Below are 17,505 nucleotides of genomic sequence, written 5' to 3' on the forward strand. Positions count from 1 at the left end.
CCCGGCCAAACCCTTGCGCCCTGTGGTGCAGGACACCAGCCTGAGGTGCATGAAGGAGAACACGACACGTCTCGACCACGTGGTCCTCTGGGTGCGGGAGCCGGTCGCCGCGGCCGCCTTCTACGAGGAGGCCGTCGGCCTGGAGCCCGTGAGGGTGAGCGCGTACGCGGAGGGGCGAGCGCCCTTCCCTTCCGTGCGCCTCAACGACGAGACCCTGCTCGACCTCATGCCGCTCGCCATCGCCGAGACCCTGACCATGGTGCCCGGCGCCGCCGACAGCGCGGGCCACCCGGTCAACCACGTCTGCCTGGCCCTGCCCGGCCACGCCTTCGACGACCTGCGCGCCCGTCTGGAGGAAAGGGCGGTTCCCGTCTCCGCCTTCTCCTACGACTCCTTCGGCGCACGGGGAGCGGCCCGGCGCAGCTTCTACTTCCGGGACCCGGACGGCAACGTCCTGGAGGCCCGACACTACGACGGACCATGATCGGTTTTCGGTCACTCCGCGGTGACCGGAACGGCGCCCGATGACCGATTCGCGCCGGGGGTCCCCGTCCTCGGCGGCCTCTGGCACCCCGGCACGGGCCGCACGCGGGCGGACGAAGCCGCCCGTCGCCGGCTCGGACTCAGAACAGGGGCTCCGGAAGCACACCCTCCAGGGCCAGCAGCTTCCGTTTGGTCTCCAGCCCGCCGCCGAACCCGCCGATGCCGCCGTCGCTCTCGACCACCCGGTGGCACGGCACGACCACGGGCAGCGGATTCGATCCCATGGCGATCCCGACGGCCTGGGCCGCGCCCGGCTGCCCCACGCGCCGCGCGAGGTCGCCGTAGCCCACGACCGAGCCGTAGCGCACGCCGGACGCCAGCTCGCGCAGCACCTGACGGTTGAAACCCGAGATCAGCGACCAGTCCAGCGGCAGGTCGAAGTCATGGCGTTCGCCCGCGAAGTACGCCTCGACCTGGCGTATCGCCTCGGCCAGAACCGGAGCGCCGGGTGCCTCCACGGGGATGGTGCCCAGGCGGGAGGCGAGCCGGTCGAGGGTGCGCCCGCGCACCGCGTCCGTGGCGTGGAACGCGACGTGCACGAGGCCCTCGTCCGTCGCGGCGAGCAGCAGCGGCCCGATGTCCGTGCCGATGACGGCCCACACGACCCGCTGCTCGTCCTGCGCATGGCTGTTCATGCGACCACCGTACGGGGCGTCACCGACAACGGCGCTGGCGTGCGTTCCGGTCCGGGTGCGCACGCCCTCGCCGTCGGACTCCCTCAGCCCTGTGTGGCGTCTCTGACCACGTCGGGTTTGTTGGTGATGATGCCGTTCACCCCGTAGCCCGCCACCCGGCGGGCGTTGGTCGCGTCGTTCACGGTCCACGTGAGGATCTCCAGCGGTTTGCCGTGCGGGCCCTGGAGCGCGTGGAGCGTGGCGACGTACGACTCGGAGATCGTCGTGTACGACGAGTTGATCTGGTCGCTGAAGGTCGCGTACTCGGGCAGGTCGGCGATGTCCGGGGTGCCGAGGAGGCCGGTCTTCACCGCCGGGCGCAGCTCGTGCACCCGCCGGACGGTGTCGGCGCCGAAGCTCTGGATCACCAGTCGCTCCAGCTGCTCCGGGCCGAGCCAGCCCTCGTTGCCGAGGACCTTCAGGGTCTGCTGCTCGATGCCCGGATACAGCTGCGGGTTCTTGATCTCCAGGACGAGCTTCTGGTGGTTGCGCGTCACGCGCCTCATGTACTGCTCCAGCGTCGGCACGCGCGCGCCCGCGTAGTCGCTGCCGAACCAGCTGCCCGCGTCCAGACGGGCGATCTCCGCGGCGGTGAAGTCCGCCACGTTCCAGGGCGCGCGCTCGGGGTAGAGCTCCTCGACGTTGGTCGTCCGCGTCAGCGTCGCGTCGTGGAGGACGACGAGTCTGCCGTCCTTCGTCCGCTGGACGTCGTTCTCGACCCACTCGAAGCCCATCTCGTCGGCCTTGTCGACGGCGGCCAGGGTGTTCTCGGGCGCGTAGGCGGATGCTCCGCGGTGGGCGACGACGACCAGCGGATTCTCGGCATCGGCGGCCGCATGGGCGGCGGAAGAGGGGAGCAGGAGGACGGTGGCCCCCAAGAACGCTGTGGTCGCGGCGGCAACTGCGCGCACGTGCATGCGTACTCCTCGCGTCGAACGATCACGGTCAGCTCAAGAGTGACAGCAGAGGGTCAACGGGAGAGGGGCGCAGGATGACCACGAATTGAATGGAGTTGCCCAAGTCCGCTCACGGGCACCGCACAAGTGGGGCAAGGACGTGTTTCTTTGCCGGAAAATCGTTCGACCATTCCGGTGGGGGTCATACTCTCTGCGACACCCTGACCGTCGTGGCGGTCCCGGGGCGGGGCACGACAGGGAAACCGACAGGGACGCGACAGGGCGGGAAAGGCAGCCGCGAATGCAGGGCACGGTCGACGGCTTCAGCTACGGACTCGTCACACCGGTGGTGGCCTATCTCATGGCCTGCCTCGGTGGCTCGCTCGGTCTGCGCTGCACCACCAGATCGATGCTCGTGGACGGAGGCCGGCGGATCGGCTGGCTCGCCCTGGGCTCGGCGGCCATCGGCTCCGGGATCTGGACGATGCACTTCGTGGCGATGATGGGGTTCAAGGTCCTGCAGACCCCGGTGGGCTACGACCCCCTGATGACCTTCGCGAGTCTCGCCGTGGCGATCGTCATGGTCGGTATCGGCATCTTCATGGTCACCTCCAAGGGGGCGACCGGGGCCGCGCTCTTCACCGGCGGCACCATCACCGGACTGGGCATCGCCTCCATGCACTACCTGGGCATGGCCGGACTGCGCCTGCACGGGACGCTGGAATACGACACGGTCACCGTGGCCGCGTCCGTCGTGATCGCCGTGGTGGCCGCCATCGCCGCCCTGTGGGCCGCCGGGCAGGTCCGCGGCTTCCTGTGGAGCGTCGGCGCGGGCCTCGTGATGGGGATCGCCGTCAGCGGCATGCACTACACGGGCATGGCCGCCCTCGACGTCCAGGTGCACGGCACCACCACCGCCCCCGCCGACGGCGCCTCGTCCGCCGGTCTGCTTGCCCCGCTGATCATCGGCCCGCTGGTCTTCCTGCTGCTGGCCGGCGTCGTCGTGATGTTCGACCCGTTCATGATCATGGGAAGGTTCCACACGGTTCCGGTCGAGCGGCGGCCCGGCATTCCGGCCCAGGCCACCGCGCACACCTGCCGGCACCCGGAGTCCCGCCTCGCCCGGGAGCACCGCGAGCGCGGTTCCCGGACCCCGCAGAACCGCTGATCGGAGCCCGTTGTCAGTGCGGGGTCGTACGGTGGGTTCATGCGGCCCGTTTCCAAGATCGAACGCACGGTGGCGCCCCTCGAGGTCGTCAGCCCCTACCAGCCGAGCGGTGACCAGCCCACCGCCATCGCCGAGCTCGCCCGGCGCATCGGGGCGGGTGAGAAGGACGTCGTCCTGCTCGGCGCGACCGGTACGGGCAAGTCCGCCACCACCGCGTGGATGATCGAGAAGCTCCAGCGCCCCACCCTGGTGATGGCGCCGAACAAGACCCTGGCCGCCCAGCTGGCCAACGAGTTCCGCGAGCTGCTGCCGAACAACGCGGTCGAGTACTTCGTCTCGTACTACGACTACTACCAGCCCGAGGCGTACGTTCCGCAGTCGGACACCTACATCGAGAAGGACTCCTCGATCAACGAGGAGGTGGAGCGCCTGCGCCACTCCGCGACCAACTCGCTGCTCACCCGGCGGGACGTCGTCGTGGTCGCCTCGGTCTCCTGCATCTACGGCCTCGGCACACCCCAGGAGTACGTGGACCGCATGGTCCCCCTGCGGGTCGGCGAGGAGTTCGACCGGGACGAGCTGCTGCGCCGTTTCGTGGACATCCAGTACACCCGCAACGACCTGGCGTTCACCCGCGGCACCTTCCGCGTCCGCGGCGACACCATCGAGATCTTCCCGGTCTACGAGGAACTCGCGGTCCGCATCGAGATGTTCGGCGACGAGATCGAGGCCCTCTCCACGCTCCACCCCCTCACCGGCGAGATCATCAGCGACGACCAGCAGCTGTACGTCTTCCCCGCCTCGCACTACGTCGCCGGCCCCGAGCGCCTGGAGCGCGCCGCCAACGACATCGAGAAGGAGCTGGGGGAGCGCCTGGCCGAGCTGGAGAAGCAGGGCAAGCTGCTGGAGGCCCAGCGGCTACGCATGCGCACGACCTACGACCTGGAGATGCTCCGCCAGATCGGCTCCTGCTCCGGCGTGGAGAACTACTCGATGCACTTCGACGGCCGCGAGCCCGGTTCCCCGCCGAACACCCTGCTGGACTACTTCCCGGACGACTTCCTCCTCGTCATCGACGAGTCCCATGTGACCGTGCCCCAGATCGGCGCGATGTACGAGGGCGACGCCTCCCGCAAGCGCACCCTCGTCGACCACGGCTTCCGGCTGCCCTCCGCCCTCGACAACCGCCCCCTGAAGTGGGAGGAGTTCCAGGAGCGCGTCGGCCAGACGGTCTACCTCTCGGCGACCCCCGGACAGTACGAGCTGTCCCGCTCCGACGGCCACGTCGAGCAGATCATCCGCCCCACCGGCCTGGTCGACCCCGAGGTCGTCGTCAAGCCCACCGAGGGCCAGATCGACGACCTGGTGCACGAGATCCGGCAGCGCACCGAGAAGGACGAGCGGGTCCTGGTCACCACCCTCACCAAGAAGATGGCCGAGGACCTCACGGACTACTTCCTGGAACTGGGCATCCAGGTCCGCTATCTCCACAGCGACGTCGACACCCTGCGCCGCGTCGAACTGCTGCGCGAGCTGCGGGCCGGTGAGTACGACGTCCTGGTGGGCATCAACCTCCTGCGGGAGGGCCTCGACCTCCCCGAGGTCTCCCTGGTGGCGATCCTCGACGCCGACAAGGAGGGCTTCCTGCGCTCCGGGACCTCACTGATCCAGACCATCGGCCGCGCGGCGCGCAACGTGTCGGGGCAGGTCCACATGTACGCCGACAAGATCACCCCGGCGATGGCGAAGGCCATCGACGAGACCAACCGCCGCCGGGAGAAGCAGGTCGCCTACAACAAGGCGAACGGCATCGACCCCCAGCCGCTGCGCAAGAAGATCAACGACATCGTCGCGCGGATCGCCCGCGAGGACGTCGACACCGAGCAGCTCCTCGGCACGGGCTACCGGCAGCAGAAGGACGGCAAGGCCGCCAAGGCCCCCGTCCCCGCCCTCAAGGGCAGGGCGGCCGGGGCCGCCAGGGGCGCGACGAAGGAAGCCGCCCCCACCGACCGCCCCGCCGCCGAGCTGGCCCAGCAGATCGAGGAGATGACGCAGCGCATGCGCGCGGCCGCCGCCGACCTGCAGTTCGAGATCGCCGCCCGGCTGCGGGACGAGGTCTCGGAGATGAAGAAGGAACTGCGGCAGATGAGGGAGGCGGGGCAGGCCTGACGGCCGGGCCGGACGCCGGGGCGCGGGGCACACCCCCGGCACGGACGCGATGTGTTGCAAGACCGACACAAAGTGCCACACAGGCTGCGGCAACGCCGGTGCCGCTGCGTAAGGTGCTGCACATCCGCGGACTCCGCGGAAACAGGGGACAGTTCGAGAGGGGAAACAGCGCGTGACCGTCAACATGACCAAGGGTCAGGCCATCAGTCTGCAGAAGAACGACGGAGGCAGCCTGACCGCGGTACGCATGGGTCTCGGCTGGCAGGCTGCCCCCAGGCGCGGCCTGTTCGGATCCCGCACCCGTGAGATCGACCTCGACGCCTCCGCCGTGCTGTTCGCGGACAAGCAGCCCGTCGACGTCGTCTTCTTCCGCCACCTGGTGAGCGACGACGGCTCCGTCCGCCACACCGGCGACAACCTCGTCGGCGGCGCGGGACAGGGCGGCGACGACGAGGCGATCCTCGTCGACCTGGCCCGGGTGCCCGTCCACATCGACCAGATCGTCTTCACCGTGAACTCCTTCACGGGCCAGACCTTCCAGGAGGTGCAGAACGCGTTCTGCCGTCTGGTCGACGAGACCAACGGCCAGGAGCTCGCGCGCTACACCCTCGCGGGCGGCGGCCAGTACACGGCCCAGATCATGGCCAAGGTGCACCGCGCGGGCGCGGGATGGCAGATGACCGCCATCGGCACACCCGCCAACGGGCGCACCTTCCAGGACCTGATGCCGGCGATCCTGCCGGTTCTCTAGGCGAGATCGACGCGGCACGCGGTGAGCGACACAGGGGGACGAAGTCGATGACGGCCGAGCTGGTCCGGGGGCAGAACCATCCGCTGCCCGAGGCCCGACTGGAGATCCGCGTCTCGGCCGGCACGCCGATCGTGGCCGGGGTCACCCTCGGCGACGAGGGCGGCCGGGTGCAGGGCGTGGAATGGGTCGCCCACCCGGGCGCGCCCACCCTGCCGGGCGTCGAGGTGCCGAGACAGGCGGCGGCCGACCACCGCCTCGCCGTGGATCTCGACGCCCTGACGCCGTCCGTGCACCGGGCGACGGTGCTGCTCGCCCTGCCGTCCGGCAGCGGCGGCCCGGCGCGGTTCGGCGCCGTCGCCGCCCCCTTCGTCGCCGTCACCGGCCTCGACGGCACGGAGGTCGTCAGCTACACCCTCACCGACCTGGAGTCGGAGTCCGCCGTCATCGCCCTGGAGCTGTACCGCAGACAGGGTGCGTGGAAGGTCCGCGCGGTCGGCCAGGGGTACGCGGGCGGCCTCGCCGAACTGCTCGCCGACCAGGGCCTGCCGCAGGCCCGGCAGCTCGCCGACGTCATCCACGAGGCCGTGCTCCAGGGCCTCGCCCGATCCGTGGCCGCGCCCCCGCCCCGCCTCGCGGAGCCGGACCGCCCCCGCCGGACGGCCGCCCCCGCGCAGGGCCCCGACCAGACCCACGGGGGTCCGGCACCCCAGGGCCTGCCCGGGACCACCCCGCCGCAGCAGGGACACCCGTACGGCGCCACGCCCCCGTACGGCTCCTCGCCCGACGCCACCCTGCCCGACCACGCGTCGCCGCAGCTCGGCGGCCCCGCCCCCGCCGACCCGTCCGCCGGGACCCAGCCCGCCGCGACCGGCACCGGCGGCCCCGTCAACTACAGCCACCCCGGCCGCCAGACCACCGCGCCACCGCCTCCGCCGCCGACCGCGCCACCGGCCGCGCCGGGACAGCCCGCGCCGCCCGTCGCCGGTGACGCGACCGGCTGGTCCATGGAGGAGCGCCTCTACAACCAGGTGTGGGGCATGTTCGAGGACCTCGCCCGCACCACCGCCGCCTACCGCAGCGCCGTCGACTTCGCCGAGTCACGCATGGAACAGGAGCTGGACAAGGCCCTGTCCGACCCGCGCAGCAGGATCGGCGGCCAGGGCGACGCGGTGCGCGAGGCCGCCCGCGCCAAGCACGCCCAGCTCGTCGACCGGGCCAGGGAGGCCCTCGACCGCGACCTCGCCCAGCTGCGGGCCGAGGCCGACGTCGTCGAACCCGCGCTGCCGCCCGCCTTCGCGAGCTGGGACAACCCGGTCTGGCACGGCTACCGGGTGCCGATGGAGATCCCGATGGCGCTGCGCCTGGGCGACCTGCGCCTCCCGGAGAGCGAGGACGTACGCATACCGATGCTGGTCCGGCTGCCGCTGGAACGCGGCCTGTGGGTCGACAGCGGCCGCTCCGGCTCCCGCGACTCGCTCGCCGACTCCGACGAACTGCGCCGCCGGGCGCTGGACACCGCCGTGGCGCTCGCCGCGCGTCTGCTCGCGGTCTACCCGCCCGGCGAGTTCACCGTGCACGTCGTGGACGCGGCCGGGGCCGGCGTGTCCGCGCTGGCCCCGCTGGTGGGCGCCGGTGTGCTCGCCGGACCGCCCGCCGCCGGAGCCGCGGGCGTCTCCGACCTGCTGGGACGGCTCACCCAGCGCGTCGACCTCGTGCAGATGGCGGTGCGCGGCGGCGCGCCCGACGCCCTGCCCCCCGGCTTCGACACGGCCGAGCAGCTGCTGATCGTCAACGACTTCCCGCACGGTTTCGACGACCGCGCCGTCACCCAGCTCCGCTATCTCGCCGACGAGGGTCCGGCCTTCGGCGTCCACCTGATGATGGTCGCCGACCGGCAGGAAGCCGCCGCCTACGGGCCGTTGCTCGACCCGCTGTGGCGTTCGCTGATGCGACTGACACCCACCCCCGACGACCACCTCGCCGACCCCTGGGTCGGGCACGCCTGGACCTACGAGCCGTCGAACATCCCGCCCGGCAGCCGGGTCATGAGGGACGTCCTCGCCCGCGTCGCGGACGCCCGCCGCTCCTGGAACCGGTGAGGACCGCTCTGTACCAAGCCCTTGCAAAGCCCGATGACCTGCGGTTTTGATTCTTCCTTTGCCTGGCCCTTTACCTTTTCTTGGTGATGGGGGTACTCTTCTGGTGCGGAGGGGAGTACTCCCTACATGCTGCGGCGTACCCGTCAATACGGATCAATCCTGATCCCGGGGCGTCGGCCCGGCGGCACCAGGCGTTGAGGAACGCCCTGGAGGACCGGGTGGAAGAGACCTCCGGTAGCGATGACGCTGCTATTTGCCGTTACGTACTGCCGGAGGCGCAGTGGATGTCTCGACGACCCTTTGGGTCCTCACAGTTGTGGGCCTTGCCGCCCTCATCGCGGTCGACTTCTTCATCGGCCGCAAGCCCCATGACGTGTCCGTCAAGGAAGCCGGCATCTGGACGATCGTCTGGATCGTCCTGGCCGCCCTCTTCGGACTCGGGCTGCTCGTCTTCTCCGGCGGCCAGCCGGCCGGAGAGTTCTTCGCGGGCTACATCACCGAGAAGTCGCTGAGTGTCGACAACCTCTTCGTCTTCGTCCTGATCATGGCGAAGTTCTCGGTGCCGTCGCAGTACCAGCAGCGGGTGCTGCTGGTCGGTGTGCTGATAGCTCTGGTGCTCCGCGCGATCTTCATCGCCGCGGGCGCGGCGATCCTCGCCAGCTTCGCCTGGGTGTTCTACATCTTCGGCGCGTTCCTGATCTACACCGCCTGGAAGCTCATCCAGGAGGCCAGGGCCGACGAGTCGGAGGAGGAGTACGAGGAGAACAAGCTCCTCAAGGCCGCCGAGAAGCGCTTCGGTGTCGCCGACCGGTACCACGGCACCAAGCTGTGGATCGAGCAGAACGGCAAGCGCGTCATGACGCCGATGCTGGTCGTGATGCTCGCCATCGGCACCACCGACATCCTCTTCGCCCTGGACTCCATCCCGGCGATCTTCGGCCTCACCCAGGACCCGTACATCGTGTTCACGGCCAACGCGTTCGCGCTGATGGGCCTGCGGCAGCTGTACTTCCTGATCGGCGGACTGCTGAAGAAGCTGGTCCACCTGTCCTACGGCCTGTCGGTCATCCTCGGCTTCATCGGGGTGAAGCTGGTGCTGCATGCCCTGCACGAGTCCGGGGTACACGTGCCGGAGATCTCCATCCCCGTGTCGCTCGGCGTGATCTGCGCGGTCCTGGTGGTCACCACGATCACCAGCCTGATCGCCTCCAAGAAGCAGGCGGAGGCCGAGGCTGCGTCGGAGAAGGCCGAAGGCACCGAGAAGGACAGCGTCGAGGCCTGACACAGGCCCGTACCGCACAGCACTCTCTGATGGGGCCCCGCACGACGGAGACGCAGTTCCCAGGCGTCCACCGGAGTGCGGGGCCCCATCACGTCTGAAAGGATCACCGTATGCTCGCTCGGCTCCGGTCGCTCACGACACGATGGACCGATGTCGTCCCGGTGGCCGCGGTCGTCCTGCTCACTCTCACCTGGGGACGTGACCTTCCCCCCGGGGCCGTCGCGCTGGTGACACTGGTGCTCGCGGGAGCCGTACTGGCCGCCGTCCACCACGCCGAGGTCGTCGCCCACCGCGTCGGTGAACCGTTCGGCTCCCTCGTCCTCGCCGTCGCCGTCACGATCATCGAGGTCGCCCTGATCGTCACCCTGATGATCGACGGCGGTGACAAGAGCGCGACCCTCGCCCGCGACACCGTCTTCGCCGCCGTGATGATCACCTGCAACGGCATCGTCGGCATCTGTCTGCTGGTCGCCTCACTGCGCCACGGACTCGCGGTCTTCAACCCCGAGGGCACCGGCGCCGCCCTCGCCACGGTCGCGACGCTGGCCACACTCAGCCTGGTGCTCCCCACCTTCACCACCAGCAAGCCGGGCCCGGAGTTCTCCACCGCGCAACTGACCTTCGCCGCACTGTCCTCACTGGCCCTGTACGGGCTGTTCGTCGCGACCCAGACCGTGCGGCACCGGGACTACTTCCTGCCCATCACCCGCATGGGCGAGGTGATCGCCGAGGACGACCACGCCGAGGCACCCTCGGCCCGCACCGCGAAGATCAGCCTCGGCATGCTCGGTCTCGCCCTCGTCGGCGTGGTCGGCCTGGCCAAGGGCGTCTCGCCCACCATCGAGTCCGGCGTGGACGCCGCGGGCATGCCGCACGCCGTCGTGGGTGTGGTCATCGCGCTGCTCGTGCTGCTGCCCGAGACCATCGCCGCTCTGCGCGCGGCCCGCCGCGACCGCGTCCAGACCAGCCTCAACCTCGCCCTCGGCTCCGCCATGGCCAGCATCGGCCTGACCATCCCGGCCGTCGCCCTGGCCTCCGTCTGGCTCTCCGGCCCGCTCGTCCTCGGCCTCGGCTCCACCCACATGGTGCTGCTCGCCCTCACCGTCGTGGTCGCCTCACTGACCGTCGTCCCCGGCCGCGCCACACCCCTGCAGGGAGGCGTCCACCTGGTGCTGTTCGCGGCGTACCTGGAGCTGGCGGTGAACCCGTAGACCCGGGGCCCGCGGTCTTCGGGGTCCACCGGGGTCCATGAACCCGCCGCGCTCACACCGCAGCGGCCTCCGCCTGCGCCGTCGCCGCCGTCGGAACCGGCCGGGTCTCCGGGAGCAGCGCGAAGCAGCCCAGGCTCAGCACCGCGATCCCGGTCAGATACGCGCCCACCCCCCAGGGCACTCGCCCGTCCTGGGCCACGGCGGTGGCCACGATCGGGGTCAGGGCGCCGCCCAGCACCCCGCCGAGGTTGTAGCCGACGGCGGCGCCCGTGCAGCGCACCCGGGGCTCGTACAGCTCCGGCAGATACGCGGCGACGACGGCGAACATCGTGACGAACGCGAGCATCGCCACCAGGAAACCGCAGAAGATCAGCACCGGCTCACCGGTGGACAGCAGCGCGACCATCGGGAACATCCACAGTACGGTGACACCGCAGCCGATCAGACACATCGGGCGCCGCCCGTACCGGTCGCCCAGCACCGCCGCCACCGGCGTCAGGGCACCCTTCACGACCACGGCCGCCATGACGCAGGTCAGCATGACCGTCCGGCTGACGCCGAGCCGCTCGGTGCCGTACGCGAGGGACCAGGTCGTCACCGTGTAGAACACCGCGTACCCGATCGCGAGCGCCCCGGCCGTCAGCAGGACGAGCCGCCAGTGACCGCGTACGACCTCGGCGAACGGCACGCGCGCGGGCTCCTCGATCCGCAGGAACTGCGGGCTCTCCGTGAGCGAGGACCGCAGCCACAGCCCCGCCACGGCCAGGACGCCCGCCGCCCAGAACGGCACCCGCCAGCCCCAGGCGGCGAACTCGCTCTCCGTCAGGGTCGCCGACAGCCCCAGCATCACTCCGTTGGCCAGCAGGAACCCCACCGCGGGCCCGACCTGCGGGAAGCTCGACCAGAGCCCGCGCCGCTCGGCCGGTGCGTGCTCCGCCGTCAGCAGCACCGCCCCGCCCCACTCGCCGCCCAGCCCCAGCCCCTGCAGGAAGCGCAGCACGAGCAGCAGAAGGGGAGCCGTCACGCCGATGGAGCCGAACGTGGGCAGACAGCCGACCGCCACGGTCGCGCCCCCGGTCAGCAGCAGCGAGGCGACGAGCACCGGGCGCCGCCCGTGCCGGTCCCCGATGTGCCCGAACAGCACCGAGCCCAGCGGCCGTGCCACGAACCCGACCCCGAAGGTGGCGAAGGCCGCGAGGGTCCCGGCCAGGGGCGAGAACGTGGGGAAGAACAGCGGCCCGAGGACGAGCGCCGCCGCCGTCCCGTACACGAAGAAGTCGTAGAACTCGATGGCCGTCCCGGCGAGCGAGGCGGACGCGAGGCGCAGCATGGACGGTGGGCTCACGGTGCGTGCGGGGTGCATACCGCGTCAACTACCCACGGTGACGGGCGGTTACGGGGGGCGTGCGGAGGCTCGTACGAGCTCACTGTGCGTCAGGAGGTGCCGGCGGCCTCAGTAGGTCACGGTGATGCGCCGGGCGGGACCGTCCACCCGGATCACGCCGCCGTAGGGGATGACGACCTGCGGATCGGTGTGTCCGAGATCCACGTCGAAGACGATCGTGGTGTCGGGGGCGTAGGTCCGCATGGCGCGCAGGACGGCCTCCCGCTGGCCGGCCGTGTAACGGGCCGCTTCCTCCGGGGTGGTGGGCCGCTCCAGCGACCATGCCTTGGGGCGTCCCATCAGCAGGGCGGAGAACCGGTGGAGCAGGCCGCGTTCGCCCATGTTGCGCAGGGTGCGGAAGACCTCCTCGCCGCTCGGCAGCTCCTCCGAGGTCTCCAGGAACAGCACACCGCCGTCGAACACGGAGAGGTCGCGCGGTATCTCGCGGTCGGCCATCAGCAGCCACGCCAGGATCTCCAGACAGCCGCCCCAGCTCCGGCCCTCCACCACACGGTCGGCGTTCACCCAGGTCCATCCGGTGCCGGGGACGGTCTCCGGCTCCGCGTCGAAAGTCGCAGGGTCGGCCCAGTCCCGGTCGACGTCGGTGAAGCGGTCGGCCGGCCGCAGGTCGTAGGGGCCGGAGGTGAACAGCGCGGCGCGCAGGGAGTGAGCGGTCAGCGGGTCCATGGCGACGGACCTGCCGAGCGCGGTCATGACGGTGCCGCCGTGGTAGCCGACGATCCCGGTGGCGTACAGATACGCCAGCAGGTTGGTGTTGTCGCTCAGCCCGAAGAACGGCTTGGGGTGGGCCCGCAGCAACTCCCGGTCCAGCAGCGGCAGCACGGTGATCTGGTCGTCACCGCCGATCGACGTCAGCACCGCCTTGACGTCCGGGTCGGCGAAGGCGGCGTGGATGTCGTCGGCCCGCTGCCGCGGGGTGGCGCCCATCTTCCGGGTCGTCGGGTACTCGACCGGTTCGAGTCCGTACTCCTCGCGCAGCCGCCGCAGCCCCAGTTCGAAGGGGCGCGGGAAGAGTCCGGGCAGGCCGGCGCCGGGCGACAGGACGGCGACACGATCACCGGGAGCGGGCTTCGGCGGGTACGAGGGCAGGGTCATGCGAGGGAGGGTACGGCCTCCTGCCGTGCCGTTTCACCGTGATAAACCGGGGTCGAGCAGCGGTCTGCGACGGGCCGCGCACCCCGAACGGACCGGAGGAACCGTGCCCCGCAGCCTGGCCCACGCCCCGATCATGATTCTCAACGGCCCCAACCTGAACCTGCTGGGACAGCGGCAGCCCGAGATCTACGGCTCCGACACGCTCGCCGACGTCGAGGCGATGTGCGCCGAGGCGGCCGCCGCGCACGGCGGCACGGTGGACTTCCGGCAGTCCAACCACGAGGGCGAACTGGTCGACTGGATCCACGAGGCACGGCTGCACCACAGCGGGATCGTCATCAACCCCGGCGCCTACTCGCACACGTCCGTGGCGATCCTCGACGCGCTCAACACCTGTGACGGTCTGCCCGTGCTGGAGGTGCACATCTCCAACATCCACCGGCGGGAGGCGTTCCGGCACCACTCCTACGTCTCGCTGCGCGCCGACGGGGTGATCGCCGGGTGCGGGGTGCAGGGCTATGTGTTCGGTGTGGAGCGGGTCGCCGCGCTCGCCGGGGCGGGCCGGGCGGACGCCTGAGTCCTGCGGTGCCCGAGGCCGGCTGTAATGCCCCATCGCCAGGTGGGCGCTCCTTACAGGCGGCCCGCCTCCACGATCCGGCGCAGGAACCGCCGCGTGCGTTCCTCGCGCGGGTCGCCGAAGACCCGCTCCGCGGTGCCGCGTTCCAGCACCACGCCTCCGTCCAGGAAACAGACCTGGTCGGCGACGTCGCGGGCGAAGCCCATCTCGTGGGTCGCGAGCACCATCGTCATGCCGTCGGCCTTCAGGTCACGGACGACGTTCAGGACCTCGCCCACCAGCTCCGGGTCGAGCGCCGCGGTGATCTCGTCGAGCAGCAGCAGCCGGGGGCGTACGGCCAGGGCGCGCACGATCGCCACCCGCTGCTGCTGGCCGCCGCTGAGCCGGTCGGGGTACGCGCCCGCCTTGCCGGCCAGCCCCAGCCGCTCCAGGAGGCCGTGGGCGCGTTCCTCGGCCTCCGCCCGGCCCACTCCGTGCACCCGCCGCGGAGCGAGGGTGATGTTGTCCAGCACCGTCATGTGCGGGAACAGGTTGTACGACTGGAACACCACACCGATGCGGCGGCGTACCGCGTCCTGGTCGACGCGCGGATCGGTGATCTCCTCGCCGTCCAGCCAGATCGCCCCGTCGTCGATGTCCTCCAGCAGGTTGGCGCAGCGCAGCAGCGTCGACTTGCCGGACCCGGACGCGCCGATCAGCGCGGTGACGGTGTGCGGGGCGACCTCCAGGTCGACGTCCCGCAGCACGACCGAGCCGCCGAACGTCTTGCGCACGGCCTCCATCCGCAGCACGGGGGAGACCGCGCGCGCGTCCCGGGTCTCCGGGGTGTCGCTCATGTCGTTCCTCCCTGCGCCCGCTGCCGGTCCATCCGGGCCGTGACCCAGTCGGTGAAGCGGGTCATGGGGATGGTCAGGGCGACGAAGACCAGTCCCGCGACGATGTAGGGCGTGTAGTTGAGGCTGCGTCCGACGATGATGTCGGCGGCCCGTACGGCGTCGATCGCGCCGCCGATCGAGACCAGTCCGGTGTCCTTCTGCAGCGACACGAGGTCGTTGAGCAGGGGCGGCACCTGGCGGCGTACCGCCTGGGGGAGCACCACGTGCCGCAGCGCCTGCCGGTTCGTGAGGCCCAGCGACCGGGCCGCCGCGCGCTGCGAGGGGTGCACCGACTCGATGCCGGCCCGGAACACCTCGGCCACGTACGCCGAGTACGTGAGCGTCAGCGCCGTGCCGCCGAGCAGCACCGGGTCCACGGTCACCCCCTGGAGCCGGAGCGCCGGGACGCCCAGCACCACGATCATCAGGTTGATGATCAGCGGCAGACCGCGGAAGAAGTCGGTGTACGCGGCGGCGAGCACCCGTACGGGGAAGAACACCGGGCCGCGCAGGGTGCGGGCGACGGCGATCAGCATGCCGAGGACCAGCACGGCGACACCGCAGACCAGCAGCAGCCGGACGTTGAGCCACAGCCCTTCGAGCACCTTCGGGAGCGCCTCGCGCGCGTACTCGGCGCTGAAGAACGTCTCCCTGGTGCGCGGCCAGCCGGGGGCGTTGACGACGACCAGATACAGGACGACGGCCGTGGCCAGGGTCGACAGGGCGGCGATCCCGGTGGCGCGGCGGGCCCGGTCGCGCCGGTAGCGCTCCCGGTCCAGGCGCCGCCGTGAGGGGACGTAGCCGTCGTCCCCGCCGGGCATGTCGCCGTCGCCGCCCGCGTCCTCCTGCCCGGACTCCTTCTCGGCGACCGTCACTTGAGCACCGGGGCGTCCACGGCCTCGGAGAGCCACCGCTGCTCGGTCCTCGCGAGCGTGCCGTCCTTGCGCAGCGCGTCCACGGCGGAGGTCACGCAGGACGTGAGGGCACTGCCCTTGTCGAGGACGAGCCCGAACTGCTCGGGGGTGCCGCCCTGGTTCTCGAACTGGCCGACGACCTTCGCGTCCGTCACCTCGGCCCCCGTGATGTAGAACGCGGTCGGCAGGTCGACCACGATCGCGTCGATCTGGCCGTTCTTCAGCGCGGACTTGGCCTGGTCGTTCTTCGCGTACGCGGCGGCGTCCTGGGACGGCTTCACCACGTCGTCGATGTAGTCGAGGCTGGTGGTGCCGACCTGGGCGCCCAGATGCAGCTTCCTGAGGTCGGCGATGCTCTTGGCCTTCGCGGCCGCGGAGCCCTTCAGCGCGACGACGGCCTGGCGCACGTCGTAGTAGCCCGAGGAGAAGTCCACGGCCTTCCTGCGCTCGTCGCTGATCGAGACCTGGTTGATGTCGAAGTCGAAGGTCTTCGCCCCCGGCGCGAACGCCTTGTTGAAGGGCACGCTCTGCCAGACCACGTCCTGCTTCGCGTAACCGAGCCGCTCGGCCACGGCGTAGGCGACGGCCGACTCGAAGCCCTCACCGTTCTTCGGGTCGTCCTTCTTGAACCAGGGCTCGTACGCGGGCTCGTCGGTGGCGACGGTCAGCTTGCCCGGGGTCTTCGTGTCCAACTCGCCCTTGGCGCAGGACGTCCCGGACGCCGAGGCGGAGGCCGAGCCGGAGGCGTCCCCCTCCGGCTGCGGGGCGCAGCCCACCGCGACGGCGGTGAGCAGGGCGGCTAGGGCGGCGGAGGCGGCACGGCGCGGGGTGCGCGAGGCTCGCAGGACGGGAGACATGGCGTGAGATTGACAGCGGGACGTCCCGTTTGTCGAGGTCACCTCGGTAACTGTCCGCATTCTGGGAACGCGTGTTGCATTTCTGTGAACACCGCTCCCGCGCCTGCCGGGCGGGGCCGCCGGCCGAGGGCGGGGATGGGTGGCCGGCGGCCCATCCGCGCGGGAGCCGTCATCCCGTGCGGACCTGCTTCCAGTGGACTACGCCACGGCGTACGCCGGGAGCGCGCGCGGGATGTCGGCGTGTGTGTTCGATTCACACGGGGCGCGCGCGGTCGGGCGCACGCCCCTCTGTCCGTCGCCTCACCAACTGCCTTGCGCCGCTCGGGAGTTCACCAGCCCCGTGCACGCCACTCGGGCAGGTGCGGGCGCTCCGCGCCGAGCGTGGTGTCGTTGCCGTGACCCGGGTAGACCCAGGTCTCGTCGGGCAGGGCGTCGAAGATCTTCGTCTCCACGTCGTGGATGAGCCGTGCGAACGCCTCGGGGTCCTTGCGGGTGTTGCCCACCCCGCCGGGGAAGAGACAGTCCCCGGTGAACACGTGCGGGTGCCCGTGCGGGTCGTCGTAGACCAGGGCGATCGAGCCCGGGGTGTGGCCCACCAGGTGGCGTGCGGTGAGTTCCACGTGCCCGACCCGGATGGTGTCGCCGTCGCCGACGGGGACGTCGGTGGCCACCGGGATGCCCTCGGCGTCGTCCCGGCCCGCGTAGGTGCGGGCGCCGGTGGCCGCCACGACCTCGGCGAGGGCCTGCCAGTGATCGCCGTGCTGATGCGTGGTGACCACGGACGCGATCCCGTCGTCACCGATCAGGGTGAGCAGGGTGCCCGCGTCGTTGGCGGCGTCGATCAGCAGCTGCTCGTCGGTGGCCCGGCAGCGCAGCAGGTACGCGTTGTTGTCCATCGGGCCGACGGCGACCTTGGAGATCATCAGGTCCCGCAGCTCGTGCACATCCGCAGGACCGCCGACCTTCACCGCTCCGCTGTACGTCATGGG

The 17,505-nt window shown here is 70.9% G+C and carries 16 protein-coding genes; 8 read left to right on the plus strand and 8 right to left on the minus strand.

Annotated elements, in window-relative coordinates:
• Positions 1-49 precede the first annotated feature (49 nt).
• Positions 50-484, plus strand: coding sequence for a VOC family protein (locus tag PYR72_RS36320; protein WP_275459230.1), 435 nt, complete (start codon positions 50-52; stop codon positions 482-484).
• Positions 485-623: 139 nt separating this feature from the next.
• On the opposite strand, the gene PYR72_RS36325 is transcribed toward PYR72_RS36320, so the two are convergent.
• Positions 624-1,178 carry a methylated-DNA--[protein]-cysteine S-methyltransferase gene (locus tag PYR72_RS36325; protein WP_275459231.1) on the minus strand — a complete coding sequence of 185 codons (555 nt, stop codon included), beginning with the start codon at positions 1,176-1,178 and terminating at the stop codon, positions 624-626.
• Between the two features lie 83 nt (positions 1,179-1,261).
• Positions 1,262-2,134, minus strand: a complete 873-nt coding sequence (locus tag PYR72_RS36330) for a glycerophosphodiester phosphodiesterase family protein (protein ID WP_275459232.1) — start codon at positions 2,132-2,134, stop codon at positions 1,262-1,264.
• A 280-nt stretch (positions 2,135-2,414) separates the two neighbouring features.
• Here PYR72_RS36330 and PYR72_RS36335 point away from each other — a divergent pair, with 280 nt between their 5' ends.
• The 6 genes from PYR72_RS36335 to PYR72_RS36360 all read left to right on the plus strand — a co-directional run bounded on the left by PYR72_RS36335 (position 2,415) and on the right by PYR72_RS36360 (position 10,793).
• Positions 2,415-3,281, plus strand: a complete 867-nt coding sequence (locus tag PYR72_RS36335) for an MHYT domain-containing protein (protein ID WP_275459233.1) — start codon at positions 2,415-2,417, stop codon at positions 3,279-3,281.
• 39 nt (positions 3,282-3,320) lie between these two features.
• Positions 3,321-5,450, plus strand: coding sequence for an excinuclease ABC subunit UvrB (gene uvrB / locus PYR72_RS36340; protein ID WP_275459234.1), 2,130 nt, complete (start codon positions 3,321-3,323; stop codon positions 5,448-5,450).
• 172 nt (positions 5,451-5,622) lie between these two features.
• Positions 5,623-6,201: a TerD family protein gene (locus PYR72_RS36345; protein ID WP_059079284.1), complete on the plus strand. Its 579-nt coding sequence runs from the start codon at positions 5,623-5,625 to the stop codon at positions 6,199-6,201.
• 47 nt (positions 6,202-6,248) lie between these two features.
• A complete protein-coding gene (locus PYR72_RS36350) occupies positions 6,249-8,300 on the plus strand; it encodes a TerD family protein (protein ID WP_275459235.1) in 2,052 nt (683 codons plus the stop codon).
• A gap of 280 nt (positions 8,301-8,580) precedes the next feature.
• A complete protein-coding gene (locus PYR72_RS36355) occupies positions 8,581-9,582 on the plus strand; it encodes a TerC family protein (protein WP_275459236.1) in 1,002 nt (333 codons plus the stop codon).
• 110 nt (positions 9,583-9,692) lie between these two features.
• Positions 9,693-10,793: an ionic transporter y4hA gene (locus PYR72_RS36360; RefSeq protein ID WP_275459237.1), complete on the plus strand. Its 1,101-nt coding sequence runs from the start codon at positions 9,693-9,695 to the stop codon at positions 10,791-10,793.
• A 52-nt stretch (positions 10,794-10,845) separates the two neighbouring features.
• Here the strand turns inward: PYR72_RS36360 and PYR72_RS36365 are convergent, their stop codons facing one another.
• Complete coding sequence (locus PYR72_RS36365) at positions 10,846-12,123, minus strand: MFS transporter (RefSeq protein WP_275460616.1); 1,278 nt, start codon at positions 12,121-12,123, stop codon at positions 10,846-10,848.
• Between the two features lie 123 nt (positions 12,124-12,246).
• Positions 12,247-13,293: a S66 peptidase family protein gene (locus PYR72_RS36370; RefSeq protein WP_275459238.1), complete on the minus strand. Its 1,047-nt coding sequence runs from the start codon at positions 13,291-13,293 to the stop codon at positions 12,247-12,249.
• Positions 13,294-13,396: 103 nt separating this feature from the next.
• Here PYR72_RS36370 and aroQ point away from each other — a divergent pair, with 103 nt between their 5' ends.
• Positions 13,397-13,870 (plus strand): type II 3-dehydroquinate dehydratase, encoded by a 474-nt coding sequence (gene aroQ / locus PYR72_RS36375; protein ID WP_275459239.1) that lies wholly within the window; start codon positions 13,397-13,399, stop codon positions 13,868-13,870.
• A 53-nt stretch (positions 13,871-13,923) separates the two neighbouring features.
• On the opposite strand, the gene PYR72_RS36380 is transcribed toward aroQ, so the two are convergent.
• The 4 genes from PYR72_RS36380 to PYR72_RS36395 all read right to left on the minus strand — a co-directional run bounded on the left by PYR72_RS36380 (position 13,924) and on the right by PYR72_RS36395 (position 17,502).
• Positions 13,924-14,706 (minus strand): amino acid ABC transporter ATP-binding protein, encoded by a 783-nt coding sequence (locus tag PYR72_RS36380; RefSeq protein ID WP_275459240.1) that lies wholly within the window; start codon positions 14,704-14,706, stop codon positions 13,924-13,926.
• The gene (locus tag PYR72_RS36385; protein ID WP_275459241.1) at positions 14,703-15,620 is read right to left on the minus strand and encodes an amino acid ABC transporter permease; all 918 of its coding nucleotides are present in this window, start codon (positions 15,618-15,620) and stop codon (positions 14,703-14,705) included. The genes PYR72_RS36380 and PYR72_RS36385 overlap by 4 nt, the downstream gene beginning before the upstream one ends.
• On the minus strand, positions 15,617-16,516 hold the full coding sequence (locus tag PYR72_RS36390) for an ABC transporter substrate-binding protein (RefSeq protein ID WP_275459242.1): 900 nt from the start codon (positions 16,514-16,516) through the stop codon (positions 15,617-15,619). Before PYR72_RS36390 ends, PYR72_RS36385 begins: the two co-directional genes overlap by 4 nt.
• Before the next feature lie 329 nt (positions 16,517-16,845).
• Complete coding sequence (locus tag PYR72_RS36395; RefSeq protein ID WP_275459243.1) at positions 16,846-17,502, minus strand: MBL fold metallo-hydrolase; 657 nt, start codon at positions 17,500-17,502, stop codon at positions 16,846-16,848.
• Between the last annotated feature and the right edge of the window lie 3 nt (positions 17,503-17,505).

Origin of the sequence: Streptomyces sp. VNUA24 (assembly GCF_029167005.1) — a bacterium.
Lineage (GTDB): Bacteria > Actinomycetota > Actinomycetes > Streptomycetales > Streptomycetaceae > Streptomyces > Streptomyces scabiei.

Excerpts from the sequence above, each read along its gene's own strand:
- PYR72_RS36320 (WP_275459230.1), top strand. The coding sequence starts at position 50 with ATGAAGGAGAACACGACACGTCTCGACCACGTGGTCCTCTGGGTGCGG.
- PYR72_RS36325 (WP_275459231.1), bottom strand. The coding sequence starts at position 1,178 with ATGAACAGCCATGCGCAGGACGAGCAGCGGGTCGTGTGGGCCGTCATC.
- PYR72_RS36330 (WP_275459232.1), bottom strand. The coding sequence starts at position 2,134 with ATGCACGTGCGCGCAGTTGCCGCCGCGACCACAGCGTTCTTGGGGGCC.
- PYR72_RS36335 (WP_275459233.1), top strand. The coding sequence starts at position 2,415 with ATGCAGGGCACGGTCGACGGCTTCAGCTACGGACTCGTCACACCGGTG.
- uvrB (WP_275459234.1), top strand. The coding sequence starts at position 3,321 with ATGCGGCCCGTTTCCAAGATCGAACGCACGGTGGCGCCCCTCGAGGTC.
- PYR72_RS36350 (WP_275459235.1), top strand. The coding sequence starts at position 6,249 with ATGACGGCCGAGCTGGTCCGGGGGCAGAACCATCCGCTGCCCGAGGCC.
- PYR72_RS36360 (WP_275459237.1), top strand. The coding sequence starts at position 9,693 with ATGCTCGCTCGGCTCCGGTCGCTCACGACACGATGGACCGATGTCGTC.
- PYR72_RS36365 (WP_275460616.1), bottom strand. The coding sequence starts at position 12,123 with ATGCTGCGCCTCGCGTCCGCCTCGCTCGCCGGGACGGCCATCGAGTTC.
- PYR72_RS36370 (WP_275459238.1), bottom strand. The coding sequence starts at position 13,293 with ATGACCCTGCCCTCGTACCCGCCGAAGCCCGCTCCCGGTGATCGTGTC.
- PYR72_RS36380 (WP_275459240.1), bottom strand. The coding sequence starts at position 14,706 with ATGAGCGACACCCCGGAGACCCGGGACGCGCGCGCGGTCTCCCCCGTG.
- PYR72_RS36390 (WP_275459242.1), bottom strand. The coding sequence starts at position 16,516 with ATGTCTCCCGTCCTGCGAGCCTCGCGCACCCCGCGCCGTGCCGCCTCC.
- PYR72_RS36395 (WP_275459243.1), bottom strand. The coding sequence starts at position 17,502 with ATGACGTACAGCGGAGCGGTGAAGGTCGGCGGTCCTGCGGATGTGCAC.